14 protein-coding genes are annotated in these 15,874 nt (G+C 71.9%); 8 read left to right on the top strand and 6 right to left on the bottom strand.

What is annotated here, in order from left to right; all coding sequences use genetic code 11:
* Window positions 1-30 precede the first annotated feature (30 nt).
* The 6 genes from ACH47X_RS10215 to ACH47X_RS10190 form a co-directional block, all read right to left on the bottom strand.
* Complete coding sequence (locus ACH47X_RS10215) at window positions 31-951, bottom strand: hypothetical protein (RefSeq protein ID WP_397403836.1); 921 nt, start codon at window positions 949-951, stop codon at window positions 31-33.
* 1 nt (window position 952) lies between these two features.
* Window positions 953-1,831: a type II secretion system F family protein gene (locus tag ACH47X_RS10210; protein ID WP_142041345.1), complete on the bottom strand. Its 879-nt coding sequence runs from the start codon at window positions 1,829-1,831 to the stop codon at window positions 953-955.
* Window positions 1,828-3,483, bottom strand: coding sequence for a CpaF family protein (locus tag ACH47X_RS10205; protein ID WP_397403834.1), 1,656 nt, complete (start codon window positions 3,481-3,483; stop codon window positions 1,828-1,830). The genes ACH47X_RS10210 and ACH47X_RS10205 overlap by 4 nt, the downstream gene beginning before the upstream one ends.
* A complete protein-coding gene (locus ACH47X_RS10200) occupies window positions 3,480-4,385 on the bottom strand; it encodes a hypothetical protein (protein ID WP_397403832.1) in 906 nt (301 codons plus the stop codon). The genes ACH47X_RS10205 and ACH47X_RS10200 overlap by 4 nt, the downstream gene beginning before the upstream one ends.
* Before the next feature lie 4 nt (window positions 4,386-4,389).
* Entirely contained in the window at window positions 4,390-5,085 is a 696-nt protein-coding gene (locus ACH47X_RS10195) for an SAF domain-containing protein (RefSeq protein WP_397403830.1), read from the bottom strand.
* A gap of 503 nt (window positions 5,086-5,588) precedes the next feature.
* Window positions 5,589-6,446 (bottom strand): sigma factor, encoded by an 858-nt coding sequence (locus ACH47X_RS10190; RefSeq protein ID WP_397403827.1) that lies wholly within the window; start codon window positions 6,444-6,446, stop codon window positions 5,589-5,591.
* Between the two features lie 229 nt (window positions 6,447-6,675).
* Here ACH47X_RS10190 and ACH47X_RS10185 point away from each other — a divergent pair, with 229 nt between their 5' ends.
* The 8 genes from ACH47X_RS10185 to ACH47X_RS10150 all read left to right on the top strand — a co-directional run bounded on the left by ACH47X_RS10185 (window position 6,676) and on the right by ACH47X_RS10150 (window position 15,726).
* Window positions 6,676-6,990, top strand: coding sequence for a hypothetical protein (locus ACH47X_RS10185; protein ID WP_020017356.1), 315 nt, complete (start codon window positions 6,676-6,678; stop codon window positions 6,988-6,990).
* On the top strand, window positions 6,987-8,126 hold the full coding sequence (locus ACH47X_RS10180) for a hypothetical protein (protein ID WP_397403824.1): 1,140 nt from the start codon (window positions 6,987-6,989) through the stop codon (window positions 8,124-8,126). The genes ACH47X_RS10185 and ACH47X_RS10180 overlap by 4 nt, the downstream gene beginning before the upstream one ends.
* Window positions 8,127-8,139: 13 nt before the next feature.
* Entirely contained in the window at window positions 8,140-8,424 is a 285-nt protein-coding gene (locus tag ACH47X_RS10175) for a hypothetical protein (RefSeq protein ID WP_020017354.1), read from the top strand.
* A 108-nt stretch (window positions 8,425-8,532) separates the two neighbouring features.
* Window positions 8,533-9,279: a hypothetical protein gene (locus tag ACH47X_RS10170; protein ID WP_397403822.1), complete on the top strand. Its 747-nt coding sequence runs from the start codon at window positions 8,533-8,535 to the stop codon at window positions 9,277-9,279.
* Between the two features lie 6 nt (window positions 9,280-9,285).
* Complete coding sequence (locus tag ACH47X_RS10165) at window positions 9,286-11,817, top strand: ATP-binding protein (RefSeq protein ID WP_142041369.1); 2,532 nt, start codon at window positions 9,286-9,288, stop codon at window positions 11,815-11,817.
* Window positions 11,814-13,811: a hypothetical protein gene (locus ACH47X_RS10160; RefSeq protein WP_397403820.1), complete on the top strand. Its 1,998-nt coding sequence runs from the start codon at window positions 11,814-11,816 to the stop codon at window positions 13,809-13,811. The genes ACH47X_RS10165 and ACH47X_RS10160 overlap by 4 nt, the downstream gene beginning before the upstream one ends.
* Window positions 13,808-14,431, top strand: a complete 624-nt coding sequence (locus ACH47X_RS10155) for a hypothetical protein (RefSeq protein ID WP_397403818.1) — start codon at window positions 13,808-13,810, stop codon at window positions 14,429-14,431. Before ACH47X_RS10160 ends, ACH47X_RS10155 begins: the two co-directional genes overlap by 4 nt.
* Window positions 14,428-15,726: a M23 family metallopeptidase gene (locus ACH47X_RS10150; RefSeq protein WP_397403816.1), complete on the top strand. Its 1,299-nt coding sequence runs from the start codon at window positions 14,428-14,430 to the stop codon at window positions 15,724-15,726. Before ACH47X_RS10155 ends, ACH47X_RS10150 begins: the two co-directional genes overlap by 4 nt.
* Window positions 15,727-15,874: the final 148 nt, after the last annotated feature.

The following is a 15,874-nucleotide window of genomic DNA, read 5'->3' as shown; positions in this document are numbered from 1 at the left end:
ACACCTCGGCATCACCGGGGGCGAGCCGATTCAGGGAGCAGTCTGAAACATAGTGACCCCGATTGGGAAGATGAGCATCAAAAAGTACACAAATACGGTCATGGTTCCCGGCACCGTCATCCGGACCGTCGCGTCGTGCGCGATCTGCTGCTCGACGTCGAGCTGCGCGTCGCGCATCGCCGCCGCCTTGGACTGCAGCTGGTCGTGGATCGCCGAGCCCTGGGTGCCCGCCAGCTCGACGATCGAGGCGACCTCGCCCAGCGCGTCCACCTCGACCTCCTCGCCGAGCTCGCGCAGCGCCACCCACGGCGCCTGCCCCTCCCAGCGACTCCGTTCGAGCGCCGCGGCGATCCGCCGGAACGGCCACGACCCGGCGACCTGCGCCGCGGCAAAGGTGGCCTGCGTGGCGCCGGCGCCCGACACCCGCTCGATCGCGAGCAGCTCCAGGTAGGTCGACACGGCCCGCGTGAACTCCTGCCGGGCCCGCTTGGCCTTGGATCGCGCGTCGAGGTCCGGCAGGAACCAGGCGCCGACCGCGAACAGCAGGGCGACCCCGAACGGCACCCCGACCGGCATGCCCAGGTTGAGCAGCCCGACACACAGACCGAGGAACGGCACGGCCACCAGCACGATGACCGTGCCGAGCGCCTTCTCGCCGTAGTGGTCGGTGGCGGTCTTGCCGATCAGGTCCAGGTCGGCTCGGGTCGGCCCGCCCCGGCCCAGCAGGGACAGCGGCAGGCGCCGCTGTGCCCACGCCCCGAACACCTGCGTGTACCGCTTGGTCGCGGTGAGCTCGGTGCCGTCGGAGACGGTGATGGGCTCCACCTTGTCGTCGCCGCTCAGCCGGTCGAGCGCGGACTGGAGCCGCGGCGTCGACGGGAGCAGCTCGCGCACCACGAGGAACAGGCCCAGTCCCGCGACCAGACCGCTGCCCACTGCCCAGGGCCACATGTCAGGCCCCCCGCTCGTCGGGGAGGAACCGCGGGATGGGCTGCCCCAGACTGATGCGGCGCATCCACAGCAGGCAGACCACGTACGCGCAGAACAGCACCACGGCGACGACCTGCCCCAGGGGCGAGTCGTAGCCGCTCAGGTAGCCGGACATCGCCGTGGCCACCAGCACCACGAGCGTCACGATCGTCACCCAGCGCACCGTCGCGCGCCCGGTCGACCGCTCGGTCTCGATCTCGCGCCGCGCCTTGGCCTGGGCGGACAGGGACTCGGCGAGCTGCCGCAGCGCGGGCGCAACGGCGCCGGTGCGGTTGTCCGACTCCAGGATCATGGCCGACGCGATCATGTCCGCCGAGTAGTCGTCCATCTCCTCGGCCCAGCGGTACAGCGCGGGCTTGATGGGCTGCCGCGCCTCCAGCCGAGCGACCAGCCGGGCGAGCGACGGCCGGACGGACGGCGCGGCACTGTGCAGCGTCGCGGCGATGCCCTGTTCCAGCCCGACGGCGCCGCCGGACAGCACGCCGATGAGCGAACGCACCCAGGCGGTCAGGTCGGTCAGCTTCTCCACCTCGTTGGACTGGGTGGTGGTGCGGAACAGGGACGGCAGTCCCACGATCAGCACCGGCACGATGAGCACGAGCGACCACCAGCCGGTCAGGATGCCGACCACGAGGCCCGCCACCGCGCCGACGCCGAGGATCTTGCGCTGCGGGTACAGCGGCCCGCCCTTGGTCAGACCGAGCAGCCGGAGCAGCCCGTGGAACGGCGGGGTGGTGCGCTTGGGCTTCGGCGTCGGCTCGTACCGCTGCGCGCCGACGACGACCAACCACACGCCGAGCCCGGCACCGAGCCCGACGACTACCGCGATCAGCGTGGTCATGCGGTCCCCCAGAGCCCGTCCCGGTAGTTCAGCAGGTTGGCGTCGAAGCCCTCGGCCTCCAGGTCGGCGAGGAACGACGGCGTCACCTTGGGCACCGCACGTCCGCCCGGACCCGGCTCGAACACGTCGGTGATCGCGACCGGGTTGCCGGCCTCGCCGCGGGTCACCTCGATGACCTCGGAGACGTAGCGCACGCGCCGGCCGTCGGCCCCGGTGTCCACCCGGAGGAACACGATGAGGTCGATCGACTGGGCGACCTGCCGGTACGCGTAGGTCTCGGACAGCGTCGAGTCCTGCACGGCCATACCGACCAAACGTTCGACGACGTCGCGCGCGCCGTCGGCGTGCACCGTCGACAGCGACCCGTTGCCCATCTGCATCGCCTGGAACATCGACACGATCTCGGGCCCGCGCACCTCACCGACGATGACGCGGGAGATGTTGTGCCGCAGGGACTCGTAGACGTTGACGTTCGTGTTGATCTCGCCCGTCCGGCGGCCCGACGTGTTCATCTCGCCCGAGCCCTCGCGGGTGCGCAGCGCGACCACCCGCTTGTGCTTCTCGGGCTCGAGATGCAGGTAGAGCTCGTAGTCCGTCTCGATCGTGGCGATGGACTCCCAGGGGTCGAGCCCGGCGCAGAGCGCACGGAGCAGCGTCGTCTTGCCGCTGCCCTGGCCCTGGCCGGACACCACGATCGACTTGCGCGCGCGGATGGCCGCCGTCAGGAACTCGACCAGCACCGTGTCGACGGTGTCGTTGTCGCGCAGCAGCTCGAGGTCCACCGACTGGAGGCGCTGGAGGCGGATGGTGACGCGCGGCCACGGGACCACCCAGCCCACGGCGGCCAGCCGCACGCGGCCGGGCAGGTCCAGGTTGAGGAACGGGTTGGCCCGCGTGAACGACCGCTCGTTCGCCGGGTCGCGCGCCGCGAGGAACTGCAGGAAGTCGATGAGCTCGGCGTCGGAGTCGGCGATCGGCTCGGCGTACGTCCGGCGGCCGTCGCCCATCAGCAGGAGCACGGGTGCGGTACCCGTGATCTCGATGTTCTCCACGTCGGGGGTGTCGATGAGCGGCTGCAGCCGGCCGAGCCGGAACAGCGCGTCGAACAGCGCCCGCGTCACCTCGACCTGGTACTCGGTGGTCCAGTTGCGCTGACCGCCCGAGAGCAGGGCGTCGTTGTGGTCGCGCACCACCTGCTGGATCAGCTCCTGGCCCAGGGCCTCGCGCTGCTCCTCGTCCAGCTCGCGCGTGGACAGGGCGTTGGTGAGCCGTGAGGACACCTCGCCGCGCAGGCTGTTCACCTGGCGCCAGAACTCGGAGTCGCGCAGGCGCGGGTTGCCAGGCTGGCCGTGGTACTCCCGGCCGGCCCGAGCCACCGCCCCGACCCAGGGCGAGGCCCCGCCGCCCGACGGCGACGGCGCACCGCCCCCGGGACGTGCGGTCGCCGCCCGGCCAGGATCGACGGTGTGGGCCTGCCCGTTGCCCGGCTCCGCGGCCGGTGGGTTCCAGGTGTTCTGCACGGCGGCAGGGCGTCGGCCCGTCATGTTCTCCGCATCTGTGTCTGGAGCACGACGCGGCGCGGCCGGGGCCCGGTCGTCCGCGTCGTGGAAGATCGGCAGGGAGGAGAGGTCCGGGAACTCGGGGGTGCTCACGCGTCACCCCGCCAGGGTCCGGCGGCCTGCCCGCTCCACGACGTGGGGCGGACGCCGGCACCCGACTGCTCGGGCGGACGGCGCGGACCGGTGCCCCGGCCCACCTCGCTCGGCCCGGTGGAGAACCGGGCCCGGCGCTTCTCGGTGCGGTCCTGCAGGCGGGAGATGACGGGTCCGGCGGACCGGACCAGCGGCGACGTCGAGTAGCGCCGTCCGGCGGGCGAGCCCACCGACAGCACCTCGGCGTTCACCGGGTCCCACGCCAGCGAGCCCACGGTGCCGAGGCCGAGCGTGCGCGCGATCTCGTTCGCGTCGTAGGGCCGGCCGGGCCCGACGGTCAGGGCCGTGAGGTTGGTGAGCTCGCGCGCCGCGGCGTCGACGACGGAGGTGCGGGACTTGACCAGCTCCCGCGTCACCGCGATGTCTGGCAGGCGCGAACCCGTGGTGATCAGCACCTGGTCGGCCAGGCGGACGATCGGCTCGCGGTCCTCCCGGACGGCGCCGCCGGTGCCGAGCCGGCCGAGGTCGACGAGCACGTCGATGCCGCCCCGCTCCAGCGCGACGAGCTGGTTGGCCAGCGGCCCCCAGAGGTTCGCGACGGCGGGGGCGGTGTGCGGGCTGACGATGCCGGGCAGCAGCTTCTTGTCCGGATCGTTTCGAACGAGCGGGATGGTCTGCTCCCAGAACGCGGCCTCGAGATCGCCGTGGGAGTGCGCGATGGCGAGGGGCTGCAGGCCTCGGTCGTGCGGCAGCTGCCCGCGGAAGTAACCGGCCAGGATCGACGACCCGGCGAGGTCGGCCTCCACGAGCAGCACCGGGCGTGGCCACTGGAGCGCCAGCACGAGGGCCGCGGTCGTGGTGCCCGGCGAACCCTTCGCGTTGGCCAGGGCGATGAGAGCCACCGGATCACCCGGCCCCGACGGCGTCGATCACCAGCGCGACCCGGCCGGTCGCGGCGCGGGCCGCGAGCGCGGCGGCGTTCTTCGACTCGACCTGCACATCGACGACCGTCTGGTCGCCGAGGCTCGACGGCTGGGTGCTGACCACCGTGGCGGGGATCGAGAACGGCGCCTCGACCGGCGGCTCGCCACCGGTGGCCGGCGTCTCGACGATCCGCACGGAGTCCCCGGACTTCGGCTGGTTCGTCGGCATCTGGTTGGGCGCGAGCGCGACGCCGACGATGGACTGGCCCGCGGCAGGCTGCAGCTCCGGCGTGATGCTCTTCTCCGTGATGAGCTGGCCGGGCATGAGATCGGTCGTCGCTACCTGATTCACGATCCGGTCGAACTCGTCGGCGGAGATCGGCTCGAGCGTGGTCGGCCCGGTGGGCAGCTCGACGACGGCGATGTCACTCGCTGTGAGCGCCGAGCCGCGCGCGACCTCGTCCGTCACGGCCAGCACCTGGTGGGTCTGGCCGAGCGACGTGGTCAGGTAGACGCTCCCGAGCACGCTGAGCGCCACGAGCGCGAGGCCGAGGGCGATCAGGGCGGGCCGGCGTCGGGCACGCGTGGGTTTGAGCGGCCCGGGGGGTGCGGGACGCTGGGGTCTTGTCGCGGACCGGGCCTGCTGGTCCTGGTTCGCGACCTTCGTGCCACTGCTCACCGTGCCGTCTCCTCCGAGCCCGTCGACAGAGTCCGCCAGGGATCTTCCCGGAGCGGAACCCGAAGAGGATCCCATGCCTGCGCCTGTCTCCACCGTGCTCCCGCCGTGCTGTCGAAGGCCTCCTGCGGTGTCACAGGTGTGTCACCGCAGGTAATCCTCATCCAGACGGCCGGACCCGGCAGGTTGAACGCTAATCAGCGTTCCGGATGCTCGCTAGGTCAAGGAGACTTCAAAGTTGTGGAGAAGGCTTGAATATTGAGTGACCCTCAGACAATCGTTCGCTGGCATGTCAGAACCACAGTTGTGGCATTGACTTCGCAGGTCAGCCCGTGAGATAGGGCCACCGCGACGATGCGGTCCGAGGAGAGATGGACGGCAAAATCTTGACGACACCATGTGCCACGAGGCAGCCGGACAGAACGAGAGGGCCCCGCTGGCGGTGGGGCCCTCTCGCGATGAGGAGACTTCGAACGACCTTCAGGGCATCACGCACCCCCCAGTGCTCAACCCGTCGGCCGCCGTCGTCCCTCACCGTCCCGTTCGCCCGGCTGTCCCCCAGACAGACCACCGGACTGAACGGCTTCCGCCAGCCGTCGCACTGCGCGACTCGCCCGCTGGCGCAAGGCTGCGTGCGAGATGCCCAGCTCGTGGGCCACCCGCCGCTGATAGTTCCCGCGACCCGAGCCGAGCTCGGCGTACTCCGGGAGATCGGGGTCCGGCGCGTAGAGCCGCGCCAGGAGTGCTGACTCGTCCCGCGTGAGGACGCTCTTGTCGAGCCCCCAGGCGATGACGTCGAGGACCTCGCCCGTGGTGCCGAGCGACAGGCTCGCGAGGGAGTAGACCGCGTCGGGCCCCGCCTCCGGCGTCGTCGGCCGCTCGAGGACGGTCAGCGTGTTCGTGTCGGTGGGGATCTCCGCCACCTGGGGGCCGCGGCTCGCCCGCCCGCCCCGTGCGTGCGGCGCCCGGTCGCCGACGACGCGCGTCAGGGTGTGCCCCTGGAGCCACATCGCGACGCGGCTGCTGCGCGCGAGGTCGTAGTGGGTGATCGCGTCCCACATCGCGGCGGCGGCCTCCTGCTCGAGGTCCTGCACGTCCGGGTAGTGCCGGCGCGACTTGCGCACGATGGTGCGGACCGCGGGCAGCATGCACTGCAGCACCGCGCGCCCCGCGGCGAAGCTGCCGCTCGCGTGCTCGACGATGAGCGCGTACAGCACCTCGTCCGCCTCTTCGGGCGCGAGGCGCACGGGCTCACCCCTGCGCAGTCCCGCGAGCCTGGGGAACCGTGCGACGAAGCGATCGATCTCGGTGGCGAACGATCGCGTACGGACCAGGTCTGCCCAGTCGTGGTCGAGCTCTCGCATCAGTGTTCCTGATGCCGGTGCCGGTGTGCGTGCAGGCATGGCGGTTCCCCCCTCCGTCTGCCCCGAGTCCATCGGGAGGGTGTTGCCCGCCACTGTTGCCCGCTCGTCCGGAGTCCGTGTGACCTGCGTCACAGTCGAGCAAAACCCCTGCTCGACCGATGTCACACGAACGCATCACCAGCCATTTGTGCTCAGCAGACGCAACTGACGGAACAACGGGAGAGGCGAGATGAGCAAGGACGAGCTCGACCAGGCGCCCGGCGCCGGACTCGGCAGTACCGACCTCGGCAGCGCGGACCCAGGGCCTTCGGCCTTCGACCACACGTGGTCGCTGCTCCGCGACACGGCCGAGGTGCACGCCGCACGCGGTGAGGTGGCGCCCGTCGTGCGCGACCTCATCGCATCTCTCTCCGAGGACCCCCTCGGCGAGAACGACACGACCATCCGCCTGACCGAGGCGCTCGACAGCCCGCGCGTGCGCAGCGCCCGCGAGGCCCGCGAGCGCATCCGCGCGGACCTGCAGAACGAGGTGCACACCCGATGAGCTCGCTCCTCGTGCGCCGTCGGGGCAAGAAGGCCGCCAAGCCGGCCGAGCTGCCTGCCCCCACCGACGGCGCCCCCGGTTCCGCCTCGCCCTGGGCGGGCGGACCCGAACGACCCGCGACACCCCCGGCATCGGGCGGCGGCGGGAACGACGGCGACCCTCCCCCACAGGTCGTCGAGTGGTCCAACGGCCCTGCCCTGGTCACCAAGGCCTGGGGCGCCCTGCTGGCGCTCGCGCTGCTCGCCGGTCCCGCCGCCCTGGCGTGGACCCTGCTGCGGCCCGAGCCTGCACCCGTCGCGGTGGCCGCCGGTTCGGCGAGCACCGCGGAGTCCGCTGCCGCCTCCGAGCGCGCGGTCGAGCTCGTGGAGACCTGGCTGCGGGCCGACAGCAACGACCAACAGCTCATCGCGTCCCTGACGAACGCCCCGGTCGGCACTCTCCCCCAGGAGGGCCTGACCATCCGCGACTCGTCGGTGGCGCAGGTGGAGCAGGCGGAGAACGACGTGTGGTCCGTGACGGTCGGCGTCGACGTCGCCGAGCCCGCCCCGGGCTCGACGCCGCCGCCCGCGGACGCCAAGGGCGAGCAGGCCGAGGTCGCGCTCGTCTGGGTGCGCCGCTACTTCCAGGTGCCCGTGCTCGTGCAGCGCACGGACACGAAGTACTCCGGCCCGGACCTCGCGGTCACAGCTCTCGCGCTGCCCTCACCCGTCCCGGGACCCGCCGCGGCGGCGGAGGCCCCGGACCTCGACTACTCCGAGACCATCTCCCCGACCTCGGCCGCGGGCCAGTCCGCGACCGGCTTCCTCGCGGCCATGATCGCGGGCGACGGCGAGATCACGCGCTACCTGGCGCCCGGCACCTCCATCTCGGCGATCACCCCCGCCCCGTACTCGGCCGTGGCCGTGACGGGCATCAAGGGCTCGCACGAGGTCACGGAGGACCCCGCCGACGGCGACGGTACGCACGCCCTCATCACCGCCGAGCTCACCCGGCTCGACGGCAACAAGACGACCGCCCAGTACGTCCTCACGCTCGTCGCGCGGGACGGCCGCTGGGAGGTTGCCGGCGTTGAGCCGGCGGTCCGTATCGACACGACGCCATCCGGCACGATCGACCCCGGCACCGCCGGGGAGTAACGAAGGAGAAACCATGATCAGCGAGATCGTTATGGCCGACGGCTTCCTCGACCTCATCACCGTGAAGTCCGAGGAGGTCAAGAGCGCAATCGAGTCCGTGACCTTCGTGGTCGTCATCCTCATGGTCGTCATCACCGCGGTGAAGACCAAGATGTCGATCGCGGCGATCCTGATGTCCGCGATCGTCGGCGGGATCGTCCTGTGGCTGGTGAACGGTGGCATCAACGTCACCTCCGACCTCGCCAGGGACGAGTTCGACTCCGCCCCGGCGATCGTGAACACGCAGACAGTTCTCTGACGGCCGGTACCGGCAGGTCAGACACATGGGCAAGGCGCTGGGGGCAAGGCACAGGGTTGGTCTGACGGGCGCGTCCGCGCGCCCGGCGTGTGGTGAGGAGGGTGTCCGGTGACCGAGACCGCGAAGTTCTACACGAAGGCCCGCCGCATCCCCATGCTCGTGGGGAAGCTGCCCAGCGGCGGGCGCATCTGGGGTGGGCCGTACACCATCACCCAGGTGGGAGCGGGCGCCGTGGTGGCGTTCGCCCTGTGGAAGACCGCCCCGCTGTGGGCGCAGCTCGGCGGTTTCATGAACATCGTGGTCGCCGTCGGGGTGGTCGTCGGCGTCGTCTGGGCCACCGGCAAGCTCCCGAGCTCCGGGCGCAACCCCGTCGCGTTCGTCATGGACGCGATGAACCTGACCTCCAGCCCGGGACGACTGTCCGGCGGACAGGTCGCCCTGCCCAAGCCGCGCCTGATGACGCACCGCGTCATGGTCGTGGTGCCGGGTGCCGCCGCTCAGGCGGCCCAGCCCGCCCAGGTGGCCCAGCCCGCCCAGGCAGTGGCCCGGCCCGCCGAGGCCGTCCCGCCGACCGTGGTGCGACCCGTGCCGACCGAGCTCCTGCCGGAGCTGACCGCCCGGGGACCCGCGGACGCCACGTTCGAGGGCCGCCGGCTCGACCCGAGGCCGGGCCCGCAACCCGGGCAACAGCCCGGTGCGCCACCGAGCAGACGCTCGCCGGCGGACTGGGCGGCAGCCGCCGCGACCGCGGCGGCGGACCGCAGGAACAGCGACCTCACGGGTGTGGGGCAGCTGCTCGCCGGCCAGCAGAAGAACCCACCCACCACCCCGCCGACCACCCCGCGAGAGGACTGAGCCCCCATGCTGAGCCACATCTCGGCCCTGACCGACGGCCTCATGTGGACCCGCACCGGGACCGTGTGGGCGGTCTGGCGCGTGTCCCCCGTGCCCTACGCGTTCCAGCCGGACGACAAGAAGCACGCGGCGCGGCGGCACCACACCGCCCTGTACCGCGCGCTGCGGGGCGAGTCGCTGCACCTGGGGCTGACGGCGGCCACCGACCCGGCCTCCGTGGTGCTCGCCATGATCGAGGGCGTCGACCTGACCGAACGCGAGGCGTGGGCCGCCGAGTGCGAGGCCACCCTCGATTTCCTGGAGCAGATCCCGATCGGGCGGCGCGTGCACTGGATCGCCGCGCCCCTGGCCAACCCCGGCGCCAAGGCCTTCATGGAACCGCTGCAGGCGAGCTGGACCACGCTCCAGGACACCCTGATGATGCCGCGGTCCGTGCCCGGCCGGCATGCTGTCGGCGAGCGCGCCGCCCAGGCGGAGGCGCTGCGCAAGGAGATGCCCTCGGCGTTCGACCCCCGGCCGGCGACCGTGGCCGAGATGGCGTGGATGTTCGGCCACGCGATGCAGCGTGGCCTCGGGCTCGACACCGCGGTGCCGGTCGACGGATCGCTCGACGCCGAGATGCACCTGTCCGGACCCTCGGTGCTGCCCTCCGCGCTCATCGACCCGGCGGGACAGACCGACTCCGAGAAAAAGCTCGGCCCGCTGCAGATCCTGAAGCGACCGTACGTGAAGGTGCTCGACCCGACCAATCCCGAGCTCGCGTCGTACCAGACGACGCTCGTGGTGAGCGATACACCGTCAGGCGGGATCGTGTACCCGGGCTGCGAGTGGATCGGGCGCGTCGACGAGTCCGGCGTCCCGTGCGACTGGGCCATCCGCATGACGGTGCGCTCGCGCGACGAGGTCACCAACCGCAACCGGCGCGCCGTCCGCACGCTCAACGACCAGTTCGACCAGCGCTCCGAGGAGGAGCGCGCCGGCTCGTCCCTGGACACGACGGCGCGCGCGCTGGGCGAGTACCAGGCCGTGATGGACGCCGACGAGCTCGAGGTCGAGGTCGACGCCACCACGATGTTCACGGTGTCGGGCCACACCCCGGAGCAGGCGCTGGACGACGCCCGTGACCTGACCAAGTACTTCGCCGCGATGCAGTTCTCACTGCGCACCGACCCGACGATCCAGCCGACGCTCTTCGACGCCACGCTGCCGGGCATGCCGACGCCGCGGGCCGTGCGCGAGTACTCGCAGATCACGACGGCACGGGCGTTCTCCGCCGCCGTGCCGTTCGCGACGACCGAGCTGGGCGACACCTCCGGCGCGCTGTTCGCCCTGGAGATCTCGAACGGAGCGGCCCGGCCGAACCCGGTGTTCGTGAACCTGGCCGGCGCCACCGACAAGCTGGACGTCGCGCTCGCGATGGGCTTCGTGGGCGAGCTGGGCTCGGGCAAGTCGGTGAGCATGAAGACGGTGGCGATGGACAACGTCGACATGGGCGCGACGCTCATGGCGGTGGACCACACCGAGATGGGCGAGTGGGGCATCGCCGTCTCCGAGATCCCCGGCTCCCAGGTCGTGGAGATCTCGGAGGACGCGACGGTCTCGATGGACCCGCTGCGGATCCTGCCGCCCGCCCAGGCGCCCCGCGTCGCCCGCGCGTTCCTGACCGTGCTGCTGTCCGTGCAGACCAAGTCGGAGCAGAACGTGCTCCTGTCCAAGGTGTTGCAGACCGAGTACATGTGGCGGCACAAGATCACGTCGCTCGGCTCGCTCGCCCGGCACCTCGAGGAGGACTGCGAGTTCCCGGGTGCCCGGATGCTGGCCGACGAGATGCGCATCTTCTCGGAGCTCGACTTCGGCCGCGCCCTGTTCGACGACACCCTGCCGCCGCTCGACCTGAGCTCGCCCGCGATCGTGCTGCACACGCACAAGATGCAGCTGCCCTCGCGCGCCGACATGGAGCACGGGCACCTCTTCGCCGAGCTCAAGGCGGAGAAGGTGTTCGGTCGCGCCACGTTCGCGCTCATCGCGGCCCTGGCGCGCTACCGCTGCTTCGCGGACCGCTCCCGGCTCGACATCTTCGCCGCGGACGAGGCGTCCAAGACCATGTCGTCCCCCGAGGCGGCCGAGGAGATCGGCACGTTCATCCGCGACGGCCGTAAGCACAAGGCCGCGCTGCTGCTCGGCAGCCACGACGCCGAGGAGGACTTCGGCAACGAGGTGGTGCGCGGACTGATCCCGTTCCGCGTGCTGCTGCGCCACCGCGACTCCAACCTGGCTCGCAGAGGCCTGCGCTGGTTGCACGGTCTGCCGACCGACGCCCCGGTGGACGAGGGTCTGGTCAAGCTCGTCACCGAGGGCACCGCCCCGGTGACGGACTCCGCCGTCGGCGTGGTCGAGGAGCGCCGGGGCGAGTGCCTCATCCGCGACTTCCAGGCCCGGTACGGCCGGGCGAAGGTCATGGCGCCGCTCGTCGAGAAGCGCGCCCAGACGGTCAAGACGACGCCGACGAGCTCCTCCGGTGCGGTGATCGGGGCATGATCCGGCTGGCGCCCCTCGCGTTCGCCGACCCACAGGGTGGGCTGAACCTCGAGGACACCCAGGGCGTGGCCGTCGACCGGTTCACGCTGCAGTGGGACACGGGCTCGCCGTGGAACCCGCTCAACGTCGACTCCGAGATCTTCTCGACCCTCGCGGGCATGTTCTGGGTCTGGTACCGCGACATGGTCGCGGTACAGATCTGGGTGCTCGACTGGGTGCTCGGGATGGACTGGCTCGGCTACATCCTGGCGCCGCTCGCCGGGCTCAGCGTCATCGTCAAGGGCATGATCGCGCAGGTCGGCCTGCTGAACCTGATGCTGATCATCCTGGCGTTCGTGGTCGGGTGGTGGCTGCTCAAGGGTCGCTACGCCGGCGGGTTCATGGAGCTGATCATCGGCTGCGTCATCGCTGCCCTGGCCACCGGGTTCCTCGCCGACCCGATGGCCGTGGTCGGCGGGCAGAACGGCGTCATCGTGCAGTCGCGGGACGCCGGAATGGACATCGCGACCGGCTTCGCCACCGAGGGCGCGTCCTTCCAACGCGACGCGACGGTGATCCGGGACGGCCTCAAGGGCCAGCTCGTGGACACCCTGCTGCGCGCGCCGCACCAGATCATCAACTACGGCTCGGTCATCGACGGCACGGGCTGCGAGGACACCTACACGCAGAACGTGGGCCGGGAGAACGCCGTCGACGAGATCGGCGGCTGCGACGCGGCGTACAAGGAGGCGGCGTCCACGGTCGACGCCGGCACGGTCGTCTCCACGCTGAGCCTGCTCACCACCGGGTTCGTGTTCCTGCTGCTGTCCGTGGTGATCGTGGGCGGCACCATCTTCGCGGTGCTGCTGCTGGGCTGGTCGGCGATCAAGCTGCTCTGGCAGCTGCCCGTCGGCGTCATCTCCAGCGGCACACGCGCCCAGCTCTTCCGCACGTTCGCGAGCGTGGGCTTCGGCTGCATCCTCGTCGCGATGGCCACGATGTTCCTGGTCGCCTGGATGAAGATGCTGCTCGGCTTCTACGACGCGACGAGCGGCCTGCCGTTCCTCGTGCGGCTCTACCTCTTCAACACGCTGGTCGTGGCGGGCGCCGTCTTCTACGTGCTCATGGGCGCGAGCGTGCGGCAGGGCCTGCGGTCCCTGGCCGACAAGCTCGCGGCCGCCGGCGTGCCCTCCCAGATCGGCGAGCCCGCCGCGATGCCGTGGGACGGCACCGCGAAGTGGCGCGACCGGTACAACAAGGCCAAGTCCTGGGCCGGCGTCGGGCTCGGCCCGGCGCCGGTACAGCCGAACAGCAACGCCGTGGAGGTCGACGGCGGCGACGCGCCGGCGGCGGGTCCGTCCGCGATGGACGGCACCCCCGGCGGTGGAACGGTCGGCGGCGCGGCCGCCGGTGCGGCAGCAGGCGTCGCAGCGGGGCGGGCCGTGTCCGACGACAACCGGACCGTCCCGATCCCCGTCGACGCCGCGGGCCCCGACGGCGGGCCGGACGGCGGCCCGGGCAACGGGGCCGGGGGCAGCGCCTGGACCACCGCGGCCCGGACCGTCCAGGACGGTTCGCCCGACGGCGGACGCGCGGCCGGGGACCAGGTGCCCGACGCGACGAACGCCGGCGAGAAGGCGTCGAACGAGCCGTCGCCCCACCTACCGCCGACGGCGGGCGAACGGCTCACCGACCGGCTGGGCAGCGCGGGTCGCGCGGGGACGTCGATCGCGCTGCAGGCGGGTGCCATGGTCGCGAGCGGCGGCACGTCCGCCGCGGCGGCCGGCGCGTCCAAGGCGCTCACGGTGGTCCGCAAGGCCGGGCAGGCCAAGCAGGTGCTCGGCGCCGTGCGCGGCCTGGGCCGACGGGGCGAGCGCTCGCAGAGCGCCGCCCGGCTCGCCCAGTCCCTGAACGCGGCGCGGCAGGGTGGCGCGGCACCGGGCGCCGGCCCGCAGCCGTCCGCCATCGTGCACAACCCCGGACGACGTCAGATGCGAGGGCTGGGCCGCTCATGAAGCGCACTGTGATCGTGGTGCTGACGGTGATCGTCCTCGCAATCGGGACCTGGATCGGATGGCCCCGCGAGGGTGGCCCGGCGGCCGACCCGACGGCTGAGGTGGGCGACGTCGTCACACCGGGGGGCCAGGACGACTTCGACAACCCCGAGGGCACGTCCGACGACGCCGACGACACGGCCGCCACCGAGGCGGTCGACGGCGACCCTGCAGCCGGCGACCCGGCGGTCGAGGTGACGGCCGAGCCGGAGTTCGACGAGGCCGCCCCCGCCGAGCCCGTCGAGGCCAGGTGGGACAAGGCCGTCCGGCAGGCCGCGCGCGACGCCGCCCTGGCGACCATGACCGCGTTCGCGGCGAAGGACCAGGCGGGGGACGCCTGGTGGGACGGCCTCAAGCCGCTCCTGACGCCGCAGGCGCAGCCGGTCTATCAGGACGTCGACCCGCGGCTCGTGCCGGTCACCGAGGTGACCGGTGAGCCAGAGGTCACCGACGAGACGTCCACGCTCCTTGCCGAGGTGGCCGTGCCCACCGACATCGGCGCCTACACGGTGCTGCTGACCCGGGTCGACGGCGCGGCACCCTGGCTGGCCGAGCAGATCAGGCCGCCGGAGGGGTCGTGAGCGGGCGGGACAGCGTCGGGCTCGCGACGCGGGCCGTGTCACAGGCGGTCCGGACCTCGCGGCCGGGCACCGGCAGGAAGAAGGACGACGCGACGCGACGCGCCGTGCTCGTGCTGGCCGTCCTGGCCGCAGCCGTCCTGGCCGTCCCGGCGGCGGTGATCGCGATGGTCGTGCTCGTGGGCGGCGCGGTCAGCGAGAACCAATCGCAGAACGGCTGCAGCATGTCGGCGTCGGTGGTGCCCGCCGGGCAGGTGGAGGCCGCGGGCGGCTTCACGGCCGAGCAGCTGCAGAACGCGGCCGTGATCCTCCAGGTCGGCGAGGAGCGCGGGGTGCCGGCCCGCGCGCAGGCCATCACGGTGATGACAGCGCTGGGCGAGTCCGGCATGCGCAACCTGAACTACGGCGACGACCGGTTCGGGGTGCGCAACCCGGACGGCTCGCTGACCTCCTCGATCGGCATGTTCCAGGAGCAGAAGTGGTACGGCACGGTCGAGGAGCGGCTCGACCCGGTGCAGTCCTCGGGCCGGTTCTACGACCGCCTGCTCGCCGTCACCGGCTGGGAGACGCTCGAGCCGACCATCGCGGCGCACAAGGCGCAGCGGAACGCCGACCCGTACCACTACCAGAAGTACTGGGACCAGGCGCTGGAGGTCATGCAGCTGGTCAGCGGTGCCGACAAGGAGGACCTCGCCGGGCTGTCGCGCTCCATCCAGGGCGCCGCGGCAGCCGCTCCGTGCATGTCCGGCTCGATCGGGCAGGCCGCCGTGAGCATCGGCGGCTGGGCCAATCCGGCGGTCGGGACCAAGGCGTCCGGGTTCGGCCCCCGCAACACCGGCATCGCGGGCGCGTCGACGTACCACCTGGGTCAGGACATCGCGGCGTCGTGCGGCACGCAGGTGTACGCGGCCGCGGCGGGACGCGTGGTGATCTCCGGCGCGACCGGCTGGGGCACCGGCAACACGATCCGGATCGAGCACGGCATGGGCCTCGACTCGACCTACGGGCACCTGCTCACCGGCACGAACCTCGTGCGCGTGGGCCAGACGGTGCAGGCCGGGCAACAGATCGCGTCCATGGGCGGCGACTCGCGCATCGACCCGGCCGGCGCCGGGACGTCGTCGGGCTGCCACCTGCACTACGAGGTGCGCATGAACGGCGAGGCCGTCGACCCGGAGCCGTTCATGGCCGGGCAGGGCGTGACACTCGGCGTCGCGACGCCGGTCACGGAGCCGGTCTCCCCCTCGGGCGGTCCCGCGGACGGCGACGCGGAGCCGGCCGGCGCGACGGGGAACTGAGCTCGGTCCGGTCGATGCCCGACCGATGATTTCTGCTGACCGCAGACGTCGACAAAAACAGGTCGCGATCACCGCCGGGAATACTCGACGATGGTCCGGCGTCGTTAGACGTAGGTCGTGTGCAATGTCGCTCTCGATCTCGGCCCGC

Origin of the sequence: Promicromonospora kroppenstedtii (genome assembly GCF_044389675.1) — a bacterium.
In the GTDB taxonomy this organism is placed as follows: domain Bacteria; phylum Actinomycetota; class Actinomycetes; order Actinomycetales; family Cellulomonadaceae; genus Promicromonospora; species Promicromonospora kroppenstedtii.
The sequence above is the reverse complement of the archived record's forward strand: the minus strand, read 5'-3'. Positions and strand labels throughout refer to the sequence as shown.